The sequence below is a fragment of the Mycobacterium sp. IDUB_3 genome, from assembly GCF_055419585.1.
The window spans coordinates 208,809-230,427 of sequence record NZ_JBVAXZ010000002.1 but is presented as its reverse complement, the minus strand read 5'-3'; the positions used below and the strand labels follow the sequence as shown (position 1 = coordinate 230,427).

General features: G+C 68.3%; 18 protein-coding genes and 1 pseudogene. 6 read left to right on the top strand and 13 right to left on the bottom strand.

Annotated features, from left to right (window positions below; all coding sequences use genetic code 11):
• Window positions 1-12 precede the first annotated feature (12 nt).
• Together gltX and ACZYVJ_RS21920 are read right to left on the bottom strand one after the other, a co-directional pair.
• Window positions 13-1,500 (bottom strand): glutamate--tRNA ligase, encoded by a 1,488-nt coding sequence (gene gltX / locus ACZYVJ_RS21925; RefSeq protein ID WP_463833291.1) that lies wholly within the window; start codon window positions 1,498-1,500, stop codon window positions 13-15.
• The gene (locus ACZYVJ_RS21920; protein WP_463833290.1) at window positions 1,497-2,303 is read right to left on the bottom strand and encodes a fumarylacetoacetate hydrolase family protein; all 807 of its coding nucleotides are present in this window, start codon (window positions 2,301-2,303) and stop codon (window positions 1,497-1,499) included. Before ACZYVJ_RS21920 ends, gltX begins: the two co-directional genes overlap by 4 nt.
• 144 nt (window positions 2,304-2,447) lie before the next feature.
• Here ACZYVJ_RS21920 and ACZYVJ_RS21915 point away from each other — a divergent pair, with 144 nt between their 5' ends.
• Complete coding sequence (locus tag ACZYVJ_RS21915) at window positions 2,448-3,752, top strand: MFS transporter (protein WP_463833289.1); 1,305 nt, start codon at window positions 2,448-2,450, stop codon at window positions 3,750-3,752.
• Here the strand turns inward: ACZYVJ_RS21915 and ACZYVJ_RS21910 are convergent.
• Window positions 3,652-4,662 carry a 3-isopropylmalate dehydrogenase gene (locus ACZYVJ_RS21910; protein ID WP_463833288.1) on the bottom strand — a complete coding sequence of 337 codons (1,011 nt, stop codon included), beginning with the start codon at window positions 4,660-4,662 and terminating at the stop codon, window positions 3,652-3,654. The two genes, ACZYVJ_RS21915 and ACZYVJ_RS21910, sit on opposite strands and share 101 nt — an antisense overlap.
• Before the next feature lie 46 nt (window positions 4,663-4,708).
• Window positions 4,709-6,295: a phosphoglycerate dehydrogenase gene (gene serA / locus ACZYVJ_RS21905; protein ID WP_463833287.1), complete on the bottom strand. Its 1,587-nt coding sequence runs from the start codon at window positions 6,293-6,295 to the stop codon at window positions 4,709-4,711.
• A gap of 29 nt (window positions 6,296-6,324) precedes the next feature.
• Here serA and ACZYVJ_RS21900 point away from each other — a divergent pair, with 29 nt between their 5' ends.
• Both ACZYVJ_RS21900 and wrbA read left to right on the top strand, forming a co-directional pair.
• Entirely contained in the window at window positions 6,325-7,776 is a 1,452-nt protein-coding gene (locus ACZYVJ_RS21900; protein ID WP_463833286.1) for a phytoene desaturase family protein, read from the top strand.
• Window positions 7,773-8,375, top strand: a complete 603-nt coding sequence (gene wrbA, locus ACZYVJ_RS21895; RefSeq protein ID WP_463833285.1) for an NAD(P)H:quinone oxidoreductase — start codon at window positions 7,773-7,775, stop codon at window positions 8,373-8,375. The genes ACZYVJ_RS21900 and wrbA overlap by 4 nt, the downstream gene beginning before the upstream one ends.
• Window positions 8,376-8,447: 72 nt before the next feature.
• Here wrbA and ilvC read toward each other — a convergent pair whose 3' ends face one another.
• The 3 genes and pseudogenes from ilvC to ACZYVJ_RS21880 all read right to left on the bottom strand — a co-directional run.
• Complete coding sequence (gene ilvC / locus ACZYVJ_RS21890) at window positions 8,448-9,449, bottom strand: ketol-acid reductoisomerase (RefSeq protein WP_007775535.1); 1,002 nt, start codon at window positions 9,447-9,449, stop codon at window positions 8,448-8,450.
• A 62-nt stretch (window positions 9,450-9,511) separates the two neighbouring features.
• Window positions 9,512-10,012: an acetolactate synthase small subunit gene (gene ilvN / locus ACZYVJ_RS21885; RefSeq protein WP_463833284.1), complete on the bottom strand. Its 501-nt coding sequence runs from the start codon at window positions 10,010-10,012 to the stop codon at window positions 9,512-9,514.
• Window positions 10,012-11,798 (bottom strand): annotated as a pseudogene (locus ACZYVJ_RS21880) (acetolactate synthase large subunit); the annotation flags it as partial. The gene ilvN and the pseudogene ACZYVJ_RS21880, both read right to left, overlap by 1 nt.
• Window positions 11,799-12,244: 446 nt before the next feature.
• Here ACZYVJ_RS21880 and ACZYVJ_RS21875 point away from each other — a divergent pair.
• Window positions 12,245-12,601, top strand: coding sequence for a PH domain-containing protein (locus ACZYVJ_RS21875; protein ID WP_463833818.1), 357 nt, complete (start codon window positions 12,245-12,247; stop codon window positions 12,599-12,601).
• A gap of 9 nt (window positions 12,602-12,610) precedes the next feature.
• Here ACZYVJ_RS21875 and ACZYVJ_RS21870 read toward each other — a convergent pair whose 3' ends face one another.
• A complete protein-coding gene (locus ACZYVJ_RS21870) occupies window positions 12,611-13,477 on the bottom strand; it encodes a DoxX family protein (RefSeq protein ID WP_463833283.1) in 867 nt (288 codons plus the stop codon).
• 263 nt (window positions 13,478-13,740) lie between these two features.
• Here ACZYVJ_RS21870 and ACZYVJ_RS21865 point away from each other — a divergent pair, with 263 nt between their 5' ends.
• Complete coding sequence (locus tag ACZYVJ_RS21865; RefSeq protein ID WP_463833282.1) at window positions 13,741-14,871, top strand: PQQ-dependent sugar dehydrogenase; 1,131 nt, start codon at window positions 13,741-13,743, stop codon at window positions 14,869-14,871.
• A 32-nt stretch (window positions 14,872-14,903) separates the two neighbouring features.
• Here ACZYVJ_RS21865 and gatB read toward each other — a convergent pair whose 3' ends face one another.
• The 5 genes from gatB to gatC all read right to left on the bottom strand — a co-directional run bounded on the left by gatB (window position 14,904) and on the right by gatC (window position 20,704).
• Window positions 14,904-16,418, bottom strand: a complete 1,515-nt coding sequence (gene gatB, locus ACZYVJ_RS21860) for an Asp-tRNA(Asn)/Glu-tRNA(Gln) amidotransferase subunit GatB (protein WP_463833281.1) — start codon at window positions 16,416-16,418, stop codon at window positions 14,904-14,906.
• An 83-nt stretch (window positions 16,419-16,501) separates the two neighbouring features.
• Complete coding sequence (locus ACZYVJ_RS21855) at window positions 16,502-17,524, bottom strand: MinD/ParA family ATP-binding protein (RefSeq protein ID WP_463833280.1); 1,023 nt, start codon at window positions 17,522-17,524, stop codon at window positions 16,502-16,504.
• Window positions 17,525-17,816: 292 nt separating this feature from the next.
• Entirely contained in the window at window positions 17,817-18,848 is a 1,032-nt protein-coding gene (locus ACZYVJ_RS21850) for an ATP-dependent 6-phosphofructokinase (RefSeq protein WP_463833279.1), read from the bottom strand.
• 78 nt (window positions 18,849-18,926) lie between these two features.
• Window positions 18,927-20,408: an Asp-tRNA(Asn)/Glu-tRNA(Gln) amidotransferase subunit GatA gene (gene gatA, locus ACZYVJ_RS21845; RefSeq protein WP_463833278.1), complete on the bottom strand. Its 1,482-nt coding sequence runs from the start codon at window positions 20,406-20,408 to the stop codon at window positions 18,927-18,929.
• Window positions 20,405-20,704 carry an Asp-tRNA(Asn)/Glu-tRNA(Gln) amidotransferase subunit GatC gene (gene gatC / locus ACZYVJ_RS21840; protein ID WP_463833277.1) on the bottom strand — a complete coding sequence of 100 codons (300 nt, stop codon included), beginning with the start codon at window positions 20,702-20,704 and terminating at the stop codon, window positions 20,405-20,407. The genes gatA and gatC overlap by 4 nt, the downstream gene beginning before the upstream one ends.
• Window positions 20,705-20,813: 109 nt before the next feature.
• Here gatC and ACZYVJ_RS21835 point away from each other — a divergent pair, with 109 nt between their 5' ends.
• On the top strand, window positions 20,814-21,470 hold the full coding sequence (locus ACZYVJ_RS21835) for an ACT domain-containing protein (protein ID WP_463833276.1): 657 nt from the start codon (window positions 20,814-20,816) through the stop codon (window positions 21,468-21,470).
• Window positions 21,471-21,619: the final 149 nt, after the last annotated feature.

The window sequence follows — 21,619 nt, the reverse complement described above, 5'->3', positions numbered from 1 at the left end:
GTCCCTCCTCGCTCACGCGGGGGGCCGCCCGGCCGTCTCGCGCGCGGACCGCAGTCGCCCCATGCTGCGGTCGCGGCCCAGCAGTTCCAGCGACTCGAACAACGGCGGGCTGATCGTCGTCCCGGTGGCCCCCACCCTGATCGGGCCGAACGCCTTGCGCGGTTTGAGGCCCAGGTTGTCGGTGAGCGCGGCCTTGAGCGCGGCCTCGATCTGCGGCGCCGTCCAGTCCGCCACGGCGTCCAAGGCGGGCAGCGCCGCGTCCAGCACCGCGGCGCCGTCGGCGCCCAGCTCCTTGGCGGCGGCCTTAGGGTCGAGCGCGTATTCGTCGTCGTTGAGGAACTTCAGCAGGTCCCACGCGTCACCGAGCACCACGATCCGCGTCTGCACCAGGTCGGCGGCGGTGGCAAAGCCGGCGTCGTCCAGTTCGAGGCGATGGCCGTGAACGTTCAGATACTCGCGCAGCCTGGCGGCGAAGTCGTCGGCCGCCAGCATCCGGATGTGCTCGGCGTTGAGCGCGTCGGCCTTCTTCTGGTCGAAGCGGGCGGGATTGGAGTTGACGTCGACCACGTCGAACGCGGCCACCATCTCGTCGAGGCTGAACACGTCGTGGTCATCGGCGATGGCCCAGCCGAGCAGGGCGAGATAGTTGAGCAGCCCTTCCGGGATGAAGCCGCGGTCGCGGTGGGCGAACAGGTTCGACTGCGGGTCGCGCTTGGAGAGTTTTTTGGTGCCCTCCCCCAATACCGTTGGCAGGTGCCCGAACTGCGGAGTCCGCTCGGCCACGCCGATGCGGATCAGCGCCTGATACAGCGCCAGCTGCCGCGGGGTCGACGGCAGCAGGTCCTCGCCGCGCAGCACGTGGGTGATCTTCATCATCGCGTCGTCACACGGGTTCACCAAGGTGTACAACGGATCTCCGTTGGCGCGGGTCAGCGCGAAATCCGGCACCGACCCGGCCGCGAAGCTGGTGGTCCCGCGAACCAGGTCGTCCCACGCGAGGTCTTCGTCGGGCATGCGCAGCCGCACCACAGGTTTGCGGCCCTCCGCCAGGAACGCGGCGCGCTGGGAATCGGTCAGCTGCCGGTCGAAATTGTCGTAGCCCAGCTTGGGATTACGGCCCGCGGCGGCGTGCCGCGCCTCGACCTCTTCCGGCGTCGAGAAGGCGTAGTAGGCCTCGCCCGCTTCGAGCAGCCGGGCCACCACGTCGTGATAGATCTCACTGCGCTGCGACTGGCGATACGGGGCATGGGGTCCGCCCACCTCGGGCCCCTCGTCCCAGTCCAGGCCGAGCCAGCGCAGCGCGTCCAGCAGCGCCAGGTAGCTTTCCTCGCTGTCGCGCTGCGCGTCGGTGTCCTCGATGCGAAAGACGAAGGTGCCCCCGGTGTGTCGGGCGTAGGCCCAGTTGAACAGCGCCGTGCGGACCATTCCGACGTGCGGGGTGCCGGTGGGCGAGGGACAGAATCGGACCCGGACCAGGCCTGCTTGTGCGGGTGCAGTCACGATTTTCCTTTGCGGACCACGGGATTGGTGAGGGTGCCGATGCCCTCGATGGTGATGGAAACGGTGTCGCCGTCCTCGATGGGGCCGACACCGGCCGGCGTGCCGGTGAGGATGATGTCGCCGGGCAACAGGGTCATCACGGCCGAGATCCACTCGACGATGGAGCCGATGTCGTGGATCAGCAGCGAGGTACGGCTGTGCTGCTTGACGTCGCCGTTGACCTCGGTGCGCAATTCCAGATCGCCGGGGTCCAGCGGTTTGAGGTCGGTGACGATCCACGGTCCGACCGGGCAGAAGGTGTCATGCCCCTTGGCCCGGGTCCACTGGCCGTCGGCTTTTTGTTGATCGCGCGCCGAGACGTCGTTGCCGATGGTGTAGCCGAGGATGTTCTCCGCCGCCTGCGCTGCCGAGACATCCTTGCAGGGCCGGCCGATGACCACCCCCAGCTCGCCCTCGAAGTGCACCGGTGATGCGTTGGCCGGCAACCGAATCGGCACGTTCGGCCCGATGATCGCGGTGTTGGGCTTGAGGAAGATCACCGGATCCACCGGCGCGGGTCCGGTCATGTCCTTCATCTCGGCGATGTGATCGGCGTAGTTCTTCCCGACACACACCACCTTGCTGGCCAGTATCGGGGCGAGCAGCCGGACGTCGGCCAGCGGCCAGGAACGGCCGGTGAAGTTCGGCGTGCCGAACGGATGTTCGGCGATCTCGCGCGCGATCATCTCGGCTGGGTCGTTCAGGTCACCTTCGATACTGACGAAGGCGACACCGTCCGGGCTGGCGATTCGACCAAGGCGCATTCGGTTGAGCCTAGTGACGGTCGCGAGCGCGGCGTAGCCGGGCGTGGCGGGCCGTCACTTATCGCGGCGAAATCGCGGGCGGCAACAACGGGCAAACGCACAAGTCCTGCCCCTAAATTTCCCACCGGTATGCAAGCATGGGGGATGCAGTCCGACCCGGCCGCCACGTCTGAAATCGGCGCGGGCGCCCGCTGGTCGATCATGATCGTTTCGCTGCTGACAACGGCAAGTTCGTTCCTCTTCATAAACGGCGTCGCGTTCCTTATCCCGTCGCTGCAAAGCGCCCGTGGGATCCGGCTCGACGAGGCCGGTCTGCTGGCCTCGATGCCCAGCTGGGGCATGGTGGTCACGCTGGTGCTTTGGGGATACGTGCTCGACCGGGTCGGCGAGCGGGTGGTGATGGCCACGGGTTCGGCGCTCACCGCGATAGCCGCCTACGCCGCGGCGTCGGCGCATTCGATGGTGATGATCGCCATGTACCTGTTCCTCGGCGGTATGGCCGCCGCCAGTTGCAACACGGCCGGCGGGCGGCTGGTGTCCGCCTGGTTCCCACCACACCAGCGCGGGTTGGCCATGGGCATCCGCCAAACCGCGCAACCCCTGGGAATCGCCTTGGGCGCGATGATAATTCCCGAGCTCGCCGAGCACGGACCGCAGGCCGGCCTCCGGTTCACCGCGCTGGCGTGCGTGATCGGAGCGGTAGTGAGCGTCGTCGGAATCGTCGACCCGCCGCGCAAACCCCGCGCCAGTGCCAGCAATCAGGAACTCGCCAGCCCGTATCGAGGGTCGTTGACGCTATGGCGAATTCACGCCGTGGCGGGCCTGATGATGATGCCGCAAACGGTCACGGTGACGTTCATGCTGGTGTGGCTGATCAAGAACCTGCACTGGTCGGTCGCGGCCGCTGGTGCGTTGGTCACTCTGTCGCAGCTGCTCGGCGCGCTCGGCCGCGTGGCCGTGGGCCGTTGGTCCGATCGACTCGGTTCACGCATGCGGCCGGTGCGCTACATCGCGGCCGCCGCCGTGCTGATCCTGCTGCTGCTGGCGTGGGCCGACTACATGAACTCCCAATGGCAGGCGGGGCTGATGGTCGCCATCTCGGTGATCGCGGTCCTCGACAACGGGCTAGAGGCCACGGCCATCACCGAATTCGCCGGCCCGTACTGGAGCGGACGCGCCCTGGGCATCCAGAACACCACCCAGCGGATGATGGCCGCCGCGGGCCCCCCACTGTTCGGTGCGTTGATCTCGGCCGCGAAATATCCACCGGCATGGATTTTGTGCGCGTTGTTCCCGCTGGCGGCGATGCCGCTGGTGCCGACGAGGTTGGTGCCCCCCGGCCTGGAGACTAGAGCCCGGCAGCAATCCGTTCGCCGACTTCGGTTGTGGCGTGCCGTGCGTCCCCACGCGTTGCCAGATACTGCTCGACGGCCCGGTCCACCCGCGTAGCTGCCGCGTCCTCGCCGAGATGGGCGAGCAGCAGCGCCACCGACATGATGGCGGCGGTCGGATCGGCGATGCCCTGGCCGGCGATGTCCGGTGCACTGCCGTGGACGGGCTCGAACATCGAGGGATTGGTACGGGTGCCGTCGATATTTCCACTGGCCGCCAAGCCAATTCCGCCGCACACCGCCGCCGACAGGTCGGTGATGATGTCGCCGAACAGGTTGTCGGTGACGATCACGTCGAAGCGACCGGGGTCGGTCACCATGAAGATGGTCGCGGCGTCGATGTGTTGATAGGCCACCTCGACGTCGGGATAGTCGCGTCCGACCTCGGCCACGATGCGCGACCACAGCTTGCCCGCGAAGGTCAGCACGTTGGTTTTGTGCACCAGTGTCAAGTGCTTTCGGCGTCGCTGGGCCCGCTCGAACGCGTCGGCCACCACCCGGCGCACACCGAAAGCGGTGTTCTGGCTGACCTCGGTGGCGACTTCGTTGGGCGTTCCGACGCGGATGGCGCCGCCGGTGCCCGTGTAGGGCCCTTCGGTTCCCTCGCGCACCACCACGAAGTCGATCTCGGGGTTGCCGGCCAGCGGGCTGTTCACTCCCGGATACAGCCGGCCCGGCCGCAGGTTGATATGATGGTCCAGCTCGAAACGCAGGCGCAGCAACAACCCTCGCTCCAGCACGCCGCTGGGCACCGACGGGTCACCGATGGCCCCGAGCAGGATGGCGTCATGCGCGCGCAGCTCGTCGACGACCGAATCCGGCAGTAGCTCACCGGTGGCGTGATAGCGCCGCGCACCCAGGTCGTAGCTGGTCTTGTCCACCCCGGGCAGCACCGTGTCCAGGACTTTGATTGCCTCGGAAACGACTTCGGGCCCGATACCGTCGCCCTCGATCACCGCCAACTTCATTGGCGCCGCTCCTCATCGCTTCGCTCTGCATCGTCGCCGGCTCGGGTCACGACAGATCAACCACCTCAAGCTTGTTGGCACCGACGGCCGCACCGATTTCGGCGCGCACGTCGCCCGGCACGTCGCGGTCCAGGCGCAGCAGAATCGTCGCACCCGGGCCCTCGGCGTCCTCGGAGAGTTGCGCGGCTTCGATGTTCACCCCGGCCGAACCCAGCAGAGTGCCGATCTTGCCCAGCGCGCCGGGCGCGTCGACGTAGTTGATCACCAGGTTGGTGCCCCGGGCGCGCAGATCGAAGTTGCGCCCGTTGATCTGCACGATCTTCTCCACCAGTTGCGGCCCGGACAGGGTGCCGGCGACGTTGACGGCGGTGCCGTCGTGCGCAACCGCGCGTACGTCCACCACGCTGCGGTGGTTCGGGCTTTCCGACGCGGTGCCGATTTCGGCGGTGATGCCGCGTTCTTCGGCCAGCGCCGGGGCGTTGACGAACGTCACCGGCCCCTCGACGACGGCCGAGAACAACCCGCGCAGCGCCGAAAGCTTAAGCACCTCAACATCTTCGGAGGCGAGCTCGCCGCGTACCTGCACCGACAAGGACACCGGCGGGCCGTCGGACAGCGTGGCGGCCAGCACCCCGAGCTTGCGCACCAGGTCCAGCCAGGGCGCCACCTCCTCGTTGACCACCCCGCCGCCGACGTTGACCGCGTCGGGAACGAATTCCCCGGCCAGAGCGAGCTTCACGCTCGCCGCGACGTCGGTGCCGGCCCGGTCCTGCGCCTCTTCGGTCGATGCGCCCAAGTGCGGTGTGACCACTACCTGCGGCAGCTCGAACAGCGGGCTGTCGGTGCACGGCTCCTTGGAGAAGACGTCCAGGCCGGCCGCGCGCACGTGTCCGCTGCGCACCGCGTCGGCCAGCGCGGCCTCGTCCACCAGGCCACCGCGGGCGGCGTTGACGATGATGACGCCCGGCTTGGTCTTGGCCAGCGCGTCCTTGTCGATCAGGCCCGCGGTTTCCGGCGTCTTCGGCAGGTGCACCGAGATGAAGTCGGCGCGGCCCAACAGTTCGTCCAGCGTCAGCAGTTCGATGCCCAGCTGCGCGGCGCGTGCCGGCGACACGTAGGGGTCGTAGGCGATCAGGTGGGTGCCGAAGGCGCTGAGCCGCTGGGCAACCAACTGCCCGATCCGGCCCAGGCCCACCACACCGGCCGTCTTGCCGAAGATCTCGGTGCCCGAGAAGGACGACCGCTTCCAGGCGCGCTCGCGCAGCGAGGCATCGGCGGCCGGAACCTGGCGGGCCGCCGACAGCAGCAGCGCCAGCGCGTGCTCGGCGGCGCTGTGGATGTTCGACGTCGGCGCGTTGACCACCAGCACACCGCGCTCGGTGGCGGCGTCGACGTCGACGTTGTCCAGGCCTACCCCGGCGCGGGCGACGATCTTCAGCTTGGGCGCGGCCGCCAGCACCTCGGCATCGACCGTGGTGGCCGAACGCACCAGCAGCGCGTCGGCCTCCGGCACGGCGGCCAGCAGCTTCTCCCGATCCGGGCCGTCTACCCAGCGCACCTCGACCTGGTCACCCAGAGCGGCGACGGTGGATTCGGCGAGCTTGTCGGCAATGAGTACAACAGGCAGATTCACCCGGCCAGCCTATCGGCTGTAATTGACGCGTGGACGTCACCATCGTCGGCAGCGGACCCAATGGGTTGACGGCTGCCGTAATCTGCGCCCGGGCCGGCCTGAAAGTGCAGGTCGTCGAAGCTCAGCCGACCTTCGGCGGGGGTGCGCGCACCGCACCCGACCCAGATTCTGCGGGAGTCTTGCACGACATCTGCTCCGCCGTGCACCCGCTGGCGCTGGCGTCGCCGTTCTTCAAGGAGTTCGACCTGCCCGCCCGCGGCGTCCAACTGGCGGTACCCGAGATTTCGTACGCCAACCCGCTGCCCGGGCGCCCCGCGGTCATCGCCTACCGCGACCTGGACCGCACCTGCGCCGAACTCGAGAACGGCGCGTCCTTCAGACGCCTGCTCGGCCCGCTGGTCGAGCGTTCCGACGACGTGGTGGCCCTGCTGCTGGGCGACAAACGGTCGGTGCCGAAGTCGGTGCCGTCGGCGCTGCGGCTGGGGCTGCGGATGCTGGCCCAGGGCACCCCGGCGTGGGGGACGCTGGCCGGCGAGGACGCCCGCGCGCTGTTCACTGGCGTTGCCGCGCATATCATTTCGCGGATGCCGTCGCTGACCGCGGCCGGCGCCGGCATGATGCTTGCCACCCTCGCGCATTCGGTCGGCTGGCCGATTCCGGTGGGCGGCAGCCAGGCGATCACCGACGCCCTGATCGCCGACCTACGCGCACACGGGGGCGAACTCACGGCGGGCACCGAAGTGACGGAGCCGCCCGGCCCCCCGGGCTCAGTCGTCGCCTTCGACACCGCGCCGACCGCGCTGCTGGCGATCTACGGCGACGCCGTGCCCGACCGCTACGCTAAAGCGTTGCGGCGTTATACCTTTGGCCCGGGGGTTGCCAAGGTCGACTTCGTGCTGGGCGACGAGATCCCGTGGTCGGACGCCCGGCTGCGGCAGGCCCCCACCCTGCATCTCGGCGGCAGCCGCGCGCAGATGGCTCGCGCCGAGGCCGACATCGCCGCCGGCCGGCACGCGCAGTGGCCCATGGTGCTGGCCGCGTCGCCGCACGTCGCCGACCCCGGCCGAATCGACGCCGCCGGACGCCGGCCCTTCTGGACCTATGCCCACGTGCCGTCGGGGTCCACCATCGACGCGACCGAAGCGGTGACCGCGGTGGTCGAGCGGTTCGCCCCCGGCTTCCGCGACGTCGTGGTGGCGGCGCGCGCGGTGCCGGCCGCCCGGTTGTGCGACCACAACGCCAACTACGTCGGCGGCGACATCGGGATGGGCGGCAATTCCGCCTGGCGGGCGATCGCCGGGCCGACACCGCGGTTAAACCCTTGGCGCACACCCATTCCCAAGGTGTATTTGTGCTCCGCGGCCACACCGCCGGGCGGCGGTGTGCACGGCATGGCCGGCTACTACGCGGCCCGCACGTTGTTGCGCCGGGAATTCGGGATCGACACGATTCCGGATCTGCGGCCTACGATGACGCCGTGACGAAACTTGCGATCATCTACTACTCGGCCACCGGCCATAACACCACGATGGCGCACCGCGTCGCCGCCACGGCCGAGTCGGCGGGCACCGAAGTCCGCCTGAGGCACGTCGCCGAAACGCAGGATCCCGAATCGTTCGCCCACAACCCGGCCTGGACGGCGAACTATGAGGCCACCAAGGACCTTCCGGCGGCCACCAGTGACGACGTCGTCTGGGCGGATGCGGTGATCTTCGGTTCACCGACCCGGTTCGGTTCTCCGGCAGCGCAATTGCGCGCTTTCCTCGACTCGCTGGGCGGGCTGTGGGCCCAGGGCAAGCTCGCCGACAAGGTGTACGCGGGCTTCACGTCGTCCAACACCGTGCACGGCGGTCAGGAGACCACCCTGGTATCGCTGTACATCACGCTGATGCATTTCGGCGGCATCATCGTGCCCCCCGGTTACACGGACCCGTGCAAGTTCGTCGACGGCAATCCCTATGGGGCGAGCCTGGTCACCACCCACGACAACATCAAGGATTTGGACGAGCCGACCGGCGCCGCCCTCGAGCATCTGGCCCGCCGGGTGGTCGAGACGGCGGGACGCCTCGCGGCGTCCTGAGCCGCCGAACGTGCACTCACGGCGAAACAATCGCTGAATACTCGCCCTGAGTGCACCTTCGGCGCGCAAACGCTAGGCCGTTTCGGTGATCGGCCGGTCGACCCAGCTCATCAGGTCGCGCAGCTTCTTGCCGGTGACCTCGATGGGGTGTTCGGCGTTCTCCTTGCGCAGCTGCTCGAGTTGTTTGTTGCCGCCCTCGACGTTGGCGACCAGCTTCTTGGTGAAGTCGCCGCTCTGGATGTCGCGCAGGATCTCTCGCATCCGCTCCTTGGTACCGGCGTCGATGACGCGCGGACCCGAAAGGTAGCCACCGAATTCCGCGGTGTCGGACACCGAGTAGTTCATCCGGGCGATGCCACCCTCGTACATCAGGTCGACGATCAGCTTGAGCTCGTGCAGCACCTCGAAGTAGGCCATCTCCGGCGGGTAGCCCGCCTCGACCATCACATCGAAACCCGTCTTCACCAATTCCTCTGTGCCACCGCACAACACGGCCTGCTCACCGAACAGGTCGGTCTCGGTCTCGTCCTTGAAGGTGGTCTTGATGACGCCGGCGCGGGTGCCGCCGATGGCCTTGGCGTAGGAAAGGGCCAGCGCCTCGCCGTCGCCGTTCGGGTCCTGGTCGACGGCGATCAGCGCGGGCACACCCTTGCCGTCGACGAACTGCCGGCGCACCAGGTGCCCCGGGCCCTTCGGTGCCACCATCGCGACGGTGACGTTGGCCGGCGGCTTGATCAGGTCGAAGTGGATGTTGAGGCCGTGGCCGAAGAACAACGCGTCCCCATCCTTGAGGTTGGGCTCGATGTCGTTCTTGAAGATGTCGGCCTGCGCGGTGTCGGGCGCCAGCAGCATGATGACGTCGGCCCACTTGGCGACCTCGGCCGGGGTGTCGACGTCCAGGCCCTGCTCTTGCACCTTGGCCCGCGACTTCGAACCCTCTTTGAGGCCCACCTTCACCTGCACGCCGGAGTCGCGCAGGCTCAGCGAGTGCGCGTGTCCCTGGCTGCCGTATCCGATGACACCGACCTTGCGACCCTGGATGATCGTCAGGTCCGCATCGTCGTCGTAGAACATCGGCAATGTCTCCCCAGACGGGTTAGCCACTTCACTATCTCCTTCTTGTTTGCACTGAAAACTTACTTAGCCGTGCCGATTCCGCGCGGACCGCGAGCCAGCGACACCACTCCGGATTGGACGATCTCGCGGATCCCGAACGGTTCCAGGACCCGCAGCAGCGCCTCGATCTTGCCGCGGTCACCCGTCGCCTCGATCGTCAGCGCCTCCGGCGACACGTCAATCACCTTGGCGCGGAACAGGTTCACCGCTTCGATCACCTGACTGCGGATGCCCGCGTCGGCGCGCACCTTGATCAGCGCCAATTCCCGGGACACCGAGTTGTCGTCGTCGAGCTCGACGACCTTGATGACGTTGATCAGCTTGTTGAGCTGCTTGGTGATCTGCTCGAGCGGGGTCTCTTCGGCGGAGACCACGATGGTCATCCGCGACATGTCCTTCTGCTCGGTGGCACCGACGGCCAGCGATTCGATGTTGAACCCGCGCCGCGAGAACAGCGCCGCCACGCGGGCGAGCACGCCGGGTTTGTCCTCGACCAACACCGACAGGGTGTGCGTGTGCATCAGGCGTGCCCTTCGCTCTCGTCGTCGAACAGCGGGCGGATTCCGCGGGCCGCCTGAATCTCGTCGTTGCTGGTGCCGGCGGCCACCATCGGCCACACCTGCGCGTCGGCCCCGACGATGAAGTCGATCACCACCGGGCGGTCGTTGATCGCCCGGGCCTGGTTGATCACGTCTTCGACGTCTTCTTCACGCTCGCAACGCAATCCGACGCAGCCCAACGCCTCCGCGAGCTTCACGAAGTCCGGGATGCGGTGCGAATGCGTGGCCAGATCGGTTTGCGAATAACGCTCTTGGTAGAACAGCGTCTGCCATTGGCGCACCATGCCGAGGTTTCCGTTGTTGATCAGCGCCACCTTGATCGGCACGCCCTCGATCGCGCAGGTGGCCAGCTCCTGGTTGGTCATCTGGAAACAGCCGTCGCCGTCGATGGCCCACACCTCGGCGTCGGGGCGGGCCATCTTAGCGCCCATCGCCGCCGGGATGGCGAACCCCATGGTGCCCAGCCCACCGGAATTGAGCCAGGTGCGCGGCTTCTCGTACGAGATGAATTGAGCCGCCCACATCTGGTGCTGGCCGACGCCGGCGACGTACAGGGCGTCCGGACCGGCGATCTGGCCCAGCTTCTCGATGACGTACTCCGGGCCGAGGCTGCCGTCGCTCTGCGGGTCGTAGCTCAGCGGGTAGGTGGACTGAACTTCGTTCAGGTAGCCCCACCACTCGGTGATGTCGAGCTTGCCGGGGATCCCGTCCTGGCGCAGCAACTCGAGCAGCTCGATGATGACGGCTTTGACGTCGCCGACGATCGGCACGTCCGCGTGGCGGTTCTTGCCGATCTCGGCCGGGTCGATGTCGGCGTGGATCACCTTGGCCTCGGGGGCGAAGGTGTCCAGCTTCCCGGTCACCCGGTCGTCGAAGCGGGTTCCCAGCGCGATCAGCAGGTCGCTGCGCTGCAACGCCGCCACCGCGGCGACGGTGCCGTGCATGCCGGGCATGCCCATGTGCTGCGGATGGCTGTCGGGGAACGCGCCGCGCGCCATCAGCGTGGTCACCACGGGGATGCCGGTCAGCTCGGCCAGCTCGTGCAGCTGCTCGGTCGCCTCACCGCGGATGACGCCGCCGCCCACGTAGAGCACCGGCTTGCGGGCGGCCGCGATCAGCTTGGCGGCCTCGCGGATCTGGCGGCTGTGCGGCTTGGTTTTCGGCTTGTATCCGGGCAGATCCATCCGCGGCGGCCAGCTGAACGTGCACTGGCCCTGCAGCACGTCCTTGGGGATGTCGACGAGCACCGCGCCGGGGCGGCCCGAGGAGGCGATGTGGAATGCCTCGGCGAGCACCTGCGGGATCTCGTTGCCCGAGCGGACCAGGAAGTTGTGTTTGGTGATCGGCATCGTGATGCCCGAGATGTCGGCTTCCTGGAAGGCGTCGGTGCCGATCAGCGCGCGTCCGACCTGGCCGGTGACGGCGACGACGGGTATCGAGTCCATCTGGGCGTCGGCCAGCGGGGTTACCAGGTTGGTGGCGCCGGGCCCCGACGTCGCCATGCAGACGCCGACCTTGCCGGTGGCGTGCGCGTAGCCGCTGGCCGCGTGGCCGGCGCCCTGCTCGTGGCGGACCAGCACGTGGCGCAGCTTCTTCGAGTCGAACAGCGGGTCATACACCGGCAGCACCGCGCCGCCGGGGATGCCGAAGATGACCTCTACGCCGAGTTCCTCCAGCGAGCGGATCACCGACTGTGCGCCGGTAAGTTGCTCGGGCCCAACACGTTTCGGCTTGCCGGCCACGGACTTGGCGGCGGGCTTGGTCGCGTCCGTGGCGATGTCGGCAGCGTCCGGTGCCGCGGAGGCGTACTGCCTGATGGGAGCGCTCACTGTCGTTCAGTCCTTATTCATTCCGGGAATCTCGCTGGGGGCAACAAAAAACCCCCGACAGCTCATCTGCTGCACGAGGGTTGCGCGCTGGTGCTGGATTGCTTCAAATGCCGAAGGGCAAGTCAGGCACCAACGCGCTGACTAATTACTACGAGCATCCCGGGCTTTCCGGCGGTATCCATAGCGTCCGACGGTAGCCTTCGCACAGCTCAGCAGTCAAATCCGTGACCTTCGGCGACCGGTCAGCAGCACGGTCGGCGACAGCGCCCGGCGGGCGCTCGCGGGATCGCTGCCCGGTGCCGGGTGAAATGATGGTGGGGTGGTCACCGGATCGTCTCCCCAAACACCCTCCGCAGCGCCCGTCGTGATCAAGGTGTCGCCGATAGCGCATCTGGCCGTCGGGTTCTTGACGTTGGGGTTGCTGATTCCGGTGATGCTGTGGCCGCCGTCGCTTCCGCTGCTGTTCCTTCCGGTGCTGCTGTCGGCGTTGATCGTTCGGTTACGCACCGTCGCCGACGACCAGGGTGTGACCGTTCGTACGCTTTTCGGCAGTCAGCGGGTGCGCTGGGACGACATCGACGGGCTGCGTTTCCACCGCGGTAAGTGGGGACGCGCGCGCCTCAAGAGCGGCGCCGAGGTGCGGTTGCCCGCGGTCACGTTCTCCACGCTGCCCGAGCTGACCGAGGCCAGCGCGGGGCGGGTTCCCAACCCCTACCAGTGAGAAGGCCGGTCAGCCGATCGGATTCACGCCGTTGAGGGCCACCCAGACCCCGACACCGGCCGCGATGCCCGCCAGCAGGGCGACGAAGGACCCGATGAAGGGTCGATGCGCCCAACCCCGGCGCGCGTCCAGGCCGTAGCGGCCGGGTCCGCACAGGACGACCGCGGCGGCCATGACGATCAGGGTGATCTGGTATTCGTGGCCCTCGGGCAGGAAGAACGAGAAGATGCGGGTGTGCGGCCGCGCCGAGACGCTGGCCAGCAGGCCATTGATCAAGAACGCCAGCGCGCCGGCCGCGGCCACCGGTGTGAACAGGCCCAGTATCAGCAGAACGCCCGCGACGGCCTCGCCGCCGGCGCTCACGTAGGCGAGGATGTCGGCGTGCTGGTAACCGACGTCGGACAGTGAGTTCTTGAACCCCGTCACACCGGATCCGCCCCACCAGCCGAACAGCTTCTGCAGCCCGTGGGCGCCGAGCACCACGCCCAGCCCGACGCGCAGCAGCAGCAAACCGAGATGCTGCGTTCCGCGCCGGCCGACGTCATGCAACCGGTCGTGGTGTTCATCGTCGTCGTCGTCGATGTCGGTGGCCTCGGGGGCGGCGTGCCGGGCCGCCGGATGCGGCTGGACGTAAGGCAGGGGCTCCTGCTGTTCCAGCAGGTTGTAGCCCCCGGCCCCGGAGCCGGCGACCGCGGGGGCGGCGCCGTAGGGTATGACGGTGGTGGTTCCGGTCGACGGGTTGAAGTCGCCGGGGTAGCCGACTGGCGTCAGATCATCTTCGGGATCGACCAGCCGCGCCGAGGCGGGGCGTCCCGGGGTCGGCTCCGGCGATTCACCGGGCCGTTGCCAATGTGCGTCATTCGGTTGACTGGTCACGGGTGTCAGGGTAAGGGCATTCGGTCCTGAATTGGGGATTTGAGCGGCGCTTTCGCCTGGCAATCGGTGGGTTGCCCGTCAAACCGGCCCGGATCGGCGCCAAATTGCCTCCCGAGCCCGTTTCGGGGGCCCGCGGCGCGAGATCGCTGTTCGCCGGAGGCGGCGCCGGGTACGGGCCGAAAGCGGTCGTGGCCGCGTTTTCGGCGGCGGCCATCGGGGACGTGTGTGGCGGCGCCGCTGGCAGTGTCCGTAGCCTGACGGTCATGCGACTAGGGCGATCGGGGCGGTCGGTTCGGCGCGGGTTCGCCGTGCTGTGCGCCCTCGTGCTGGTAACGAGCGGGTGCGCACGCTTCAACGACGCCCAATCGCAACCGTTCACCACCGCCCCCGAACTGAAGCCGCAGCCCAGCTCGACGCCTCCCCCACCGCCGCCGCTGCCGCCCACGCCATTTCCCAAGGCCTGCCCCGCTCCCGGGGTGATGCAGGGCTGCCTGGAGAGCACCAGCGGCCTGATCATGGGCCCCGACAGCAAAACCGCACTCGTCGCCGAGCGCACCACCGGGGCGGTCAAGGAGATCTCCGTCAGCGCCGAGCCGAAGGTGAAGATGGTGATCCCGGTGGACGGGTCCGGGGATGGCGGCCTGATGGACATCGTCATGTCGCCCACATACACGCAGGACCGCCTGATGTACGCCTACATCAGTACGCCGACCGACAACCGGGTCATCCGGGTGGCCGACGGCGACATCCCCAAGGACATCCTGACCGGAATCCCCAAGGGCGCCACCGGGAACACCGGAGCGTTGATCTTCACCAGCCCCACCACGCTGGTCGTGATGACCGGCGACGCGGGCAATCCAGCGCTGGCCGCCGACCCCAAATCGCTGGCCGGCAAGGTGCTGCGGATCGAGCAGCCGACCACCGTAGGCCAGGCGCCGCCGACGACCGCGCTGTCCGGGGTGGGCGCAGGCGGCGGTCTGTGCACCGACCCGGTGGATGGCTCACTGTATGTCGCCGACCGCACCCCGACGGCGGATCGGTTGCAGCGCATCACCAAAACGTCGGACGTGTCCACGGTATGGACCTGGCCGGACAAGCCGGGCGTGGCCGGATGCGCGGCGATGGACGGGACCGTGCTGGTCAACCTGATCAACACCAAGCTGACGGTCGCGGTCCGGTTGGCGCCGGCCACCGGCGCCGTCACCGGTGAGCCCGACGTCGTTCGCAAGGACACCCACGCGCACGCCTGGGCGCTGCGCATGTCGCCGGATGGAAACGTCTGGGGCGCAACGGTCAACAAGACGGCCGGGGACGCCGAGAAGCTCGACGACGTGGTGTTCCCGCTCTTCCCGCAGGGCGGCGGGTTCCCGCGCAACAGCGACGACAAGAGCTGACGTCTCGCCCGTCGGTCGACTGACCCGGGGCGCTAGCCCTGGCCGCAGGCGGCCAACACCAATTCGCGCACCCGCGCGGCGTCGGCCTGGCCGCGGGTGGCCTTCATCACCGCGCCGACGATCGCGCCGGCCGCGGCCACCTTGCCCCCGCGAATCTTTTCTGCCACATCGGGATTGGCGGCCAAAGCCTCGTCGACCGCGGCCTGCGTCACCGAGTCGTCGCGCACCAGCGCCAAACCGCGGGCGGTCATCACCTCTTCGGGTTCGCCCTCGCCGGCCAGCACACCCTCGACGACCTGGCGGGCCAGCTTGGTGGACAGCTTGCCCTCGTCGACCAGCGCCACCACCGCGGCGACCTGGGCTGGTGTGATGGCCAGCTCGTCAAGCACCACGTTGGCCTCGTTGGCCTTCTGCATCAGGAAGTTCCCCCACCAGGCGCGGGCCTGCTCGCTGGATGCGCCGTGCCCGATGGTCGCGGTGACCAATTCGATCGCCCCGGCGTTGACCAGGTCACGCATCACCTCGTCGGAGACGCCCCACTCGTCCTGAATGCGCTTGCGGCTCAACCACGGCAGCTCGGGGATGGTCTGACGCAGCCGCTCGACCAGCTCGCGGCTGGGCGCGACGGGCTCTAGGTCCGGCTCAGGGAAATACCGGTAGTCCTCGGCTGTCTCCTTGGTGCGGCCCGGACTCGTGTAGCCGCCGGCTTCGTGAAAGTGCCTGGTTTCCTGGATGATTCGGCCACCTGACACCAAGACTGCGGCTTGGCGTTGCATTTCGTAACGCACCGCGACCTCAACACTTTTCAGCGAGTTGACGTTCTTGGTTTCGGTCCGGGTGCCGAACTCGGTCGCACCGGTCGGCTTGAGTGACACGTTGGAATCACAGCGCATCGATCCCTGGTCCATCCGGACGTCGGATACGTCCAAGGCGCGCAACAGGTCTCGCAGCGCCGTCACATAGGCACGGGCGATCTGCGGTGCGCGGGCTCCGGCACCCTCGATGGGCTTGGTGACGATTTCGATCAACGGCACGCCGGCGCGGTTGTAGTCGATCAACGATGTGGTCGCGCCGTGGATGCGGCCGGTCTCGCTGCCGATGTGGGTGAGCTTGCCGGTGTCTTCCTCCATGTGCGCGCGCTCGATCTCGACCCGCCACGTGGTGCCGTCCTCCAGCGGTGCCTCGAGGTAGCCGTTGATTGCGATCGGCTCGTCGTACTGCGAAATCTGGTAATTCTTCGGCTGGTCCGGGTAGAAGTAGTTCTTCCGGGCGAAGCGGCACCAGGGCACGATCTCGCAGTTCAATGCCAGCCCGATGCGGATTGCCGACTCGACCGCGCTCTGGTTGAGCACGGGCAGCGAGCCGGGTAGGCCGAGGCACACCGGGCACACCTGGGTGTTGGGTTCGGCGCCGAATGCGGTGGTGCAGCCGCAGAACATCTTGGTGACGGTGGACAGTTCAACGTGCACCTCGAGGCCGAGTACCGGATCGAAACGCGCGATGACGTCGTCGTAGTCCATCAGATCGGCGCTGGCGGCAACACTCATGCGCTCGATCCTAGTGGTGATCGCGAGCGCGGCGGAGCCGGGCGAAGCGGGTCACCACCGATCGAATCAGTGGTGCACCTGTATCAACCCGTGCGCGGTGATCGCGCCGCCGGGAAGCGGTCGCGCTGCCCTCCCCGGCCCGGGAACATGTCGGCCAGCACGGCCGCCATCTCCAGATAACTGCGCCGGCTCTCCTTGCTCAACCGGTCCAGCGCGATCTTTCGGCCATCGTGCACGTGCCGGTCGAACGGCAGCACCACCGTGGCGCCGACGCGGGCGGACAGCCGGTCGAGTTCGGTGACGGCCACACCGTCGACCTTGGCCGGCTCGACGTGGTTGACCGCCAGCACGGTCCACTGCATCAATGATTGATACCCGTTGTGGCACAACCACTCCAGCGTCGCCCGTGTTTTACGTACCGCATCGATGGCGGGGCTGGTGACCACCACCAGGGCGCGCGATTCCGGTAGAACGGCGTCCATCACACCGGAATTGAGCGTTTTGACGCAGTCGACCAACATCAGCGAGTACTGGTTTCGCAGCATCGAGAAGGCCCGCAGCATGTCGGGGCGCTCCAGACGCCAGTCGGAGTCCGGCAACCCGAGCACTTCCAGCCCGAAGCCGTTCATATACGTCAGCGCGCGGATGTCCTCGTATTGCGCCGCCGGTTTGCCGTGCAGCAGGTCGGCGATGCTGTGCGGATTGCGCCGGCCGTGGCGCTCCGCCAGGTCTCCGGCATCGATATCGAGGGCCAGCACCCGGTCGTCGCGCACGGCGGCGAACGTCGACCCCAGCGCCTCGACCACCGTGGTCTTGCCGACCCCACCCTTGAGGTTGAGCACGGCGATCGGGAAGGCGCCACCCACGGTCGCGCGGATGTGTCGCCGCAGCTCGTTCTCATAGGCCGTGTTTTTGCCCGGGCCGACCTCGATCCCGGTGACGCGATGAAGCAGCTGCCGCCAGTTGAACCCCGCGGCGTCCGTGTCGTGCGCGTCGAAGCGGTCCAGCGCCGTCGCGCCAAGCGTCGGCTCGGGCCGAGGCGGTGGTGGTGGCACCCGCCGGAGTGGCGACGGCGCGGCCGGCGGAGGTTGTGGCGGTCCGGCCACGGGCTGATTCGGACCGTGGGACTGCGGCACAGTCGCCGCTGCGGGGTCGCCGTCGGCGCGCCGCCTGCGCGGACCTGGCATCTGATTCGGCGAGCCCGGTGGTCTCGCCGCGACAGCGGATTGCTGAACGAATCCGCGAATCGCACCGCGGTGGCTCATACCCCCGGTATAACCCCTGAGGACCGGTCCGGAAACCACCAAATCGTCGCAATTACGAACCACCTGGATCATTAGCGGGCTAATTCAAGCCGCGGTTCCCTGAGATCCACCGGTTGTTCGCCTGGCGCCGCGGCTAACCGAAGAACGCGGCGGCGTCGTCGTAGCGGCTTTCCGGCACCAGCTTGAGCTGGCGCACCGCGTCCGCCAGCGGCACCCGACCGATATCCTGCCCGCGCAGCGACACCATCTGGCCGTATTCCCCGGCATGTGCGGCGTCGGCCGCGTTCACCCCGAACCGGGTGGCCAGCACCCGGTCGTACGCCGTCGGGGTGCCGCCTCGCTGGACGTGGCCCAGCACGGTCACCCGGACGTCCTTGTTGATCCGCTTCTCCACTTCGGCACCGAGCTGGGCTGCCACCCCGGTGAACTTCTCGTGGCCGAATTCGTCAATCCCGCCTTCGCGCAACGCGATCGATCCGGGAATGGGCTTGGCGCCCTCGGCGACCACGCAGATGAAGTGCGAATCCCCGCGCTGGAAGCGCCTTTTGACGAGCCGGCAGACCTCTTCGACATCGAAGGGCTGCTCGGGGATCAGGGTCATGTGCGCGCCCGAAGCCAGGCCCGCGTTCAGCGCGATCCAGCCGGCGTGGCGGCCCATCACCTCGACCAGCATCACCCGCTGGTGCGATTCGGCGGTGCTGTGCAGCCGGTCGATGGCGTCGGTGGCGACGGTCAACGCGGTGTCGTGGCCGAAAGTCACGTCGGTGCAATCGATGTCGTTGTCGATGGTCTTCGGCACACCGACCACGGGCACGTTCTCGTCCGAGAGCCAGTGCGCGGCGGTCAACGTGCCTTCCCCGCCGATCGGGATCAGCACGTCGATCCCGTTGTCGTCCAGGGTCTGCTTGATCTGGCTCAGCCCGGCGCGCAGCTTTTCGGGGTGCACGCGGGCGGTGCCCAGCATGGTTCCGCCCTTGGCCAGCAGGCGATCGTTGCGGTCGTCGTTCTGCAGCTGGATGCGCCGGTTCTCCAGCAGTCCGCGCCAACCGTCCTGGAATCCGACCACCGAGGAGCCGTACCGGGAGTCGCACGTTCGCACCACTGCCCGGATGACCGCGTTGAGCCCGGGGCAGTCGCCGCCTCCGGTGAGCACTCCGATCCGCATCCCCTCATCTTGCCTTCGGCGGCGGCTCCATGGCGCGTGCAAGCGCAAAATCGCCCGGGAACCCGGGCTTGGGCTGTCCTAGATCGCCGACGGCAACGGTCCGCGGGCCGCCTCGTAGGCAGCGCCCACCCGGTAGAGCCGGTCGTCGGCCAGGGCGGGGGCCATGATCTGCAGCCCGACCGGTAGGTCGTCGTCCGGCGACAGGCCCGCCGGCACCGACATGCCGCAGTGGCCGGCGAGATTCAGCGGCAGCGTGCACAGGTCGAACAGATACATCGCCAGCGGATCGTCGACCTTCTCGCCCAGCCGGAACGCCGTGGTCGGGGTCGCGGGCGACACGACCACATCCACCGAGCGATAGGCCTCGTCCAAGTCGCGGGCGATCAGGGTGCGCACCTTCTGGGCCTGGTTGTAATACGCGTCGTAATAACCGGCCGACAGCGCGTAGGTGCCGATCATGATGCGCCGCTTGACCTCCGGCCCGAAGCCGGCGGCGCGCGTCATCGCCATCACTTCCTCGGCGCTGTGGCTGCCGTCGTCGCCGACCCGCAACCCGTAGCGCATCGCGTCGAAGCGGGCCAGGTTGCTCGACACCTCCGACGGCAGGATCAGGTAGTAGGCGGCCAGCGCATAGTCGAAGTGCGGGCAGTCGACCTCGCTCACCTCGGCGCCCAGGGCGGTCAACTGCTCGACGGCGGCCTCGAACGCGGTCAGCACCCCGGGCTGGTAGCCGTCGCCCCGCAGCTGCTTGACCACTCCGACGCGCACGCCCTTGAGATCAGCGGCCGCGCCGGCCTTGGCGGCGGCGACGACGTCGGGCATTGCCGCCTTCACCGACGTGGAGTCGCGGGTGTCGTGCCCGGCGATCACCTGATGCAACAGCGCGGTGTCCAGCACCGTGCGCGCGCACGGGCCGCCCTGATCCAGCGATGACGCGCACGCCACCAGGCCGTAGCGTGACACCGTGCCGTAGGTGGGCTTGACGCCAACCGTCGAGGTGAGTGCAGCGGGCTGGCGGATGGAGCCGCCGGTGTCGGACCCGATCGCCAGCGGCGCCTGGAACGCGGCGAGCGCAGCGGCGCTGCCTCCCCCGGAGCCGCCGGGCACCCGGTCGACGTCCCACGGGTTGCGGGTGGGGCCGTAGGCGGAGTTCTCGGTCGAGCTGCCCATCGCGAACTCGTCCATGTTGGTCTTGCCCAGGATCGGTATCCCCGCGGCGCGGAGCCTCGAGGTGACGGTGGCGTCGTACGGGGAACGCCAGCCATCCAGGATCTTGGACCCGCAGGTGGTGGGCATGTCGACCGTGGTGAAGACATCCTTGAGCGCCAGGGGGACTCCGGCCAGCGGCGACGGCAGCCGTTCCCCGGCGGCCACCGCCTCGTCGACGACGGCGGCCGCGGCCAGCGCGTCGTCGGCGGCCACGTGCAGGAAGGCGTGGTAGCGGTCGTCGGTCGCAGCGATCTGGTCCAGGCACGCCTGGGTGACCTCGACCGACGACACCTCTTTGGCGGCGATCCGAGCCGCCAGCGTGGCGGCGTCGGACCGGATGATCTCGTTCACTCGCTGTCCCCCAGGATCTGCGGGACCGCGAAGCGGCCATCGACGGCCGCGGGCGCCTCGGCCAGCGCCTCGGCCTGGGTCAGGCACGGTGCCGACTCATCCGGCCGGGTGACATTGACGTCCTTGAGCGGGTTGTCGGTCGCTTCGACGCCGGCGACGTCGACCGCCTGCACCTGGCTGACGTGGGTCAGGATGGCGTCGAGCTGGCCGGCGAAGCTGTCGAGCTCGCTGTCGGTCAGTGCCAGCCGGGACAGCCGGGCCAGGTGCGCTACCTCGTCGCGGGAGATCTGGGACACGACTGGAAAGCCTAGCCGCGAAGGTGTGGGCCGCTGCACGCCCGTTGGCCATCGCGGGGCCGGGTACGTCGAAATGCCGCTGACACATCCCTGTGCAACAGTGTTGGCCGTGCCCTCCTATCTGTTGCGCATCGAGCTCGTCGACCGGCCCGGCAGCTTGGGGTCGCTGGCGGTCGCGCTCGGTTCGGTGGGGGCGGACATCTTGTCGCTCGACGTCGTGGAGCGCAGCGCGGGTTACGCGACCGACGACCTGGTGATCGAACTGCCGCCGGGGGCCATGCCGGACACGCTGATCACCGCCGCCGAGTCCCTGTCCGGTGTCCGGGTGGACAGCGTGCGCCCGCACACCGGTCTGCTGGAGGCGCATCGTGAGCTCGAGCTCCTCGACCACGTCGCCGCGGCCGAGGGCAAGGCGGCGCGACTGCAGGTCCTGGCCAACGAGGCGCCCAAGGTGCTGCGCGTCAGTTGGTGCACGGTGCTGCGCGCCTCGGGCGGCGAGCTACAGCGCCTGGCCAGCAGTCCGGGCGCCCCGGAGACCAAGGCGGACTCGGCCCCGTGGCTGCCCCTGGAGCGGGCCGCGACGCTGGACGGCAACGCCGAGTGGGTGCCGAAGGCGTGGCGCGATATGGACGTGACGATGGTCGCCGCCCCGTTGGGCGACCCGCACACCGCGGTGGTGCTCGGCCGCCCCGGCCCGGAATTCCGGCCCTCGGAGGTCGCCCGGCTGGGCTACCTGGCCGGGATCGTCGCCACGATGCTGCGTTAGCGCGACGGGTTGGCATCGCCCACAAACGATTTGGCCCGTATATGTCGCGGGTACCCGCACAACCGTCTTGACCGGCGATCGCGAGTGTGAACGGATTCCTTTGTGCACCAGCATGTTTGAGCAGTTCCGGTGGTGACCGGTCCCGTGTC

Excerpts from the sequence above, each read along its gene's own strand:
- ACZYVJ_RS21865 (WP_463833282.1), top strand. The coding sequence starts at position 13,741 with ATGCGACTAGGGCGATCGGGGCGGTCGGTTCGGCGCGGGTTCGCCGTG.
- ilvC (WP_007775535.1), bottom strand. The coding sequence starts at position 9,449 with ATGTTCTACGACGACGATGCGGACCTGACGATCATCCAGGGTCGCAAG.
- ACZYVJ_RS21850 (WP_463833279.1), bottom strand. The coding sequence starts at position 18,848 with ATGCGGATCGGAGTGCTCACCGGAGGCGGCGACTGCCCCGGGCTCAAC.
- ACZYVJ_RS21910 (WP_463833288.1), bottom strand. The coding sequence starts at position 4,662 with ATGAAGTTGGCGGTGATCGAGGGCGACGGTATCGGGCCCGAAGTCGTT.
- ACZYVJ_RS21920 (WP_463833290.1), bottom strand. The coding sequence starts at position 2,303 with ATGCGCCTTGGTCGAATCGCCAGCCCGGACGGTGTCGCCTTCGTCAGT.
- ACZYVJ_RS21915 (WP_463833289.1), top strand. The coding sequence starts at position 2,448 with ATGCAGTCCGACCCGGCCGCCACGTCTGAAATCGGCGCGGGCGCCCGC.
- gatB (WP_463833281.1), bottom strand. The coding sequence starts at position 16,418 with ATGAGTGTTGCCGCCAGCGCCGATCTGATGGACTACGACGACGTCATC.
- ilvN (WP_463833284.1), bottom strand. The coding sequence starts at position 10,012 with ATGCACACGCACACCCTGTCGGTGTTGGTCGAGGACAAACCCGGCGTG.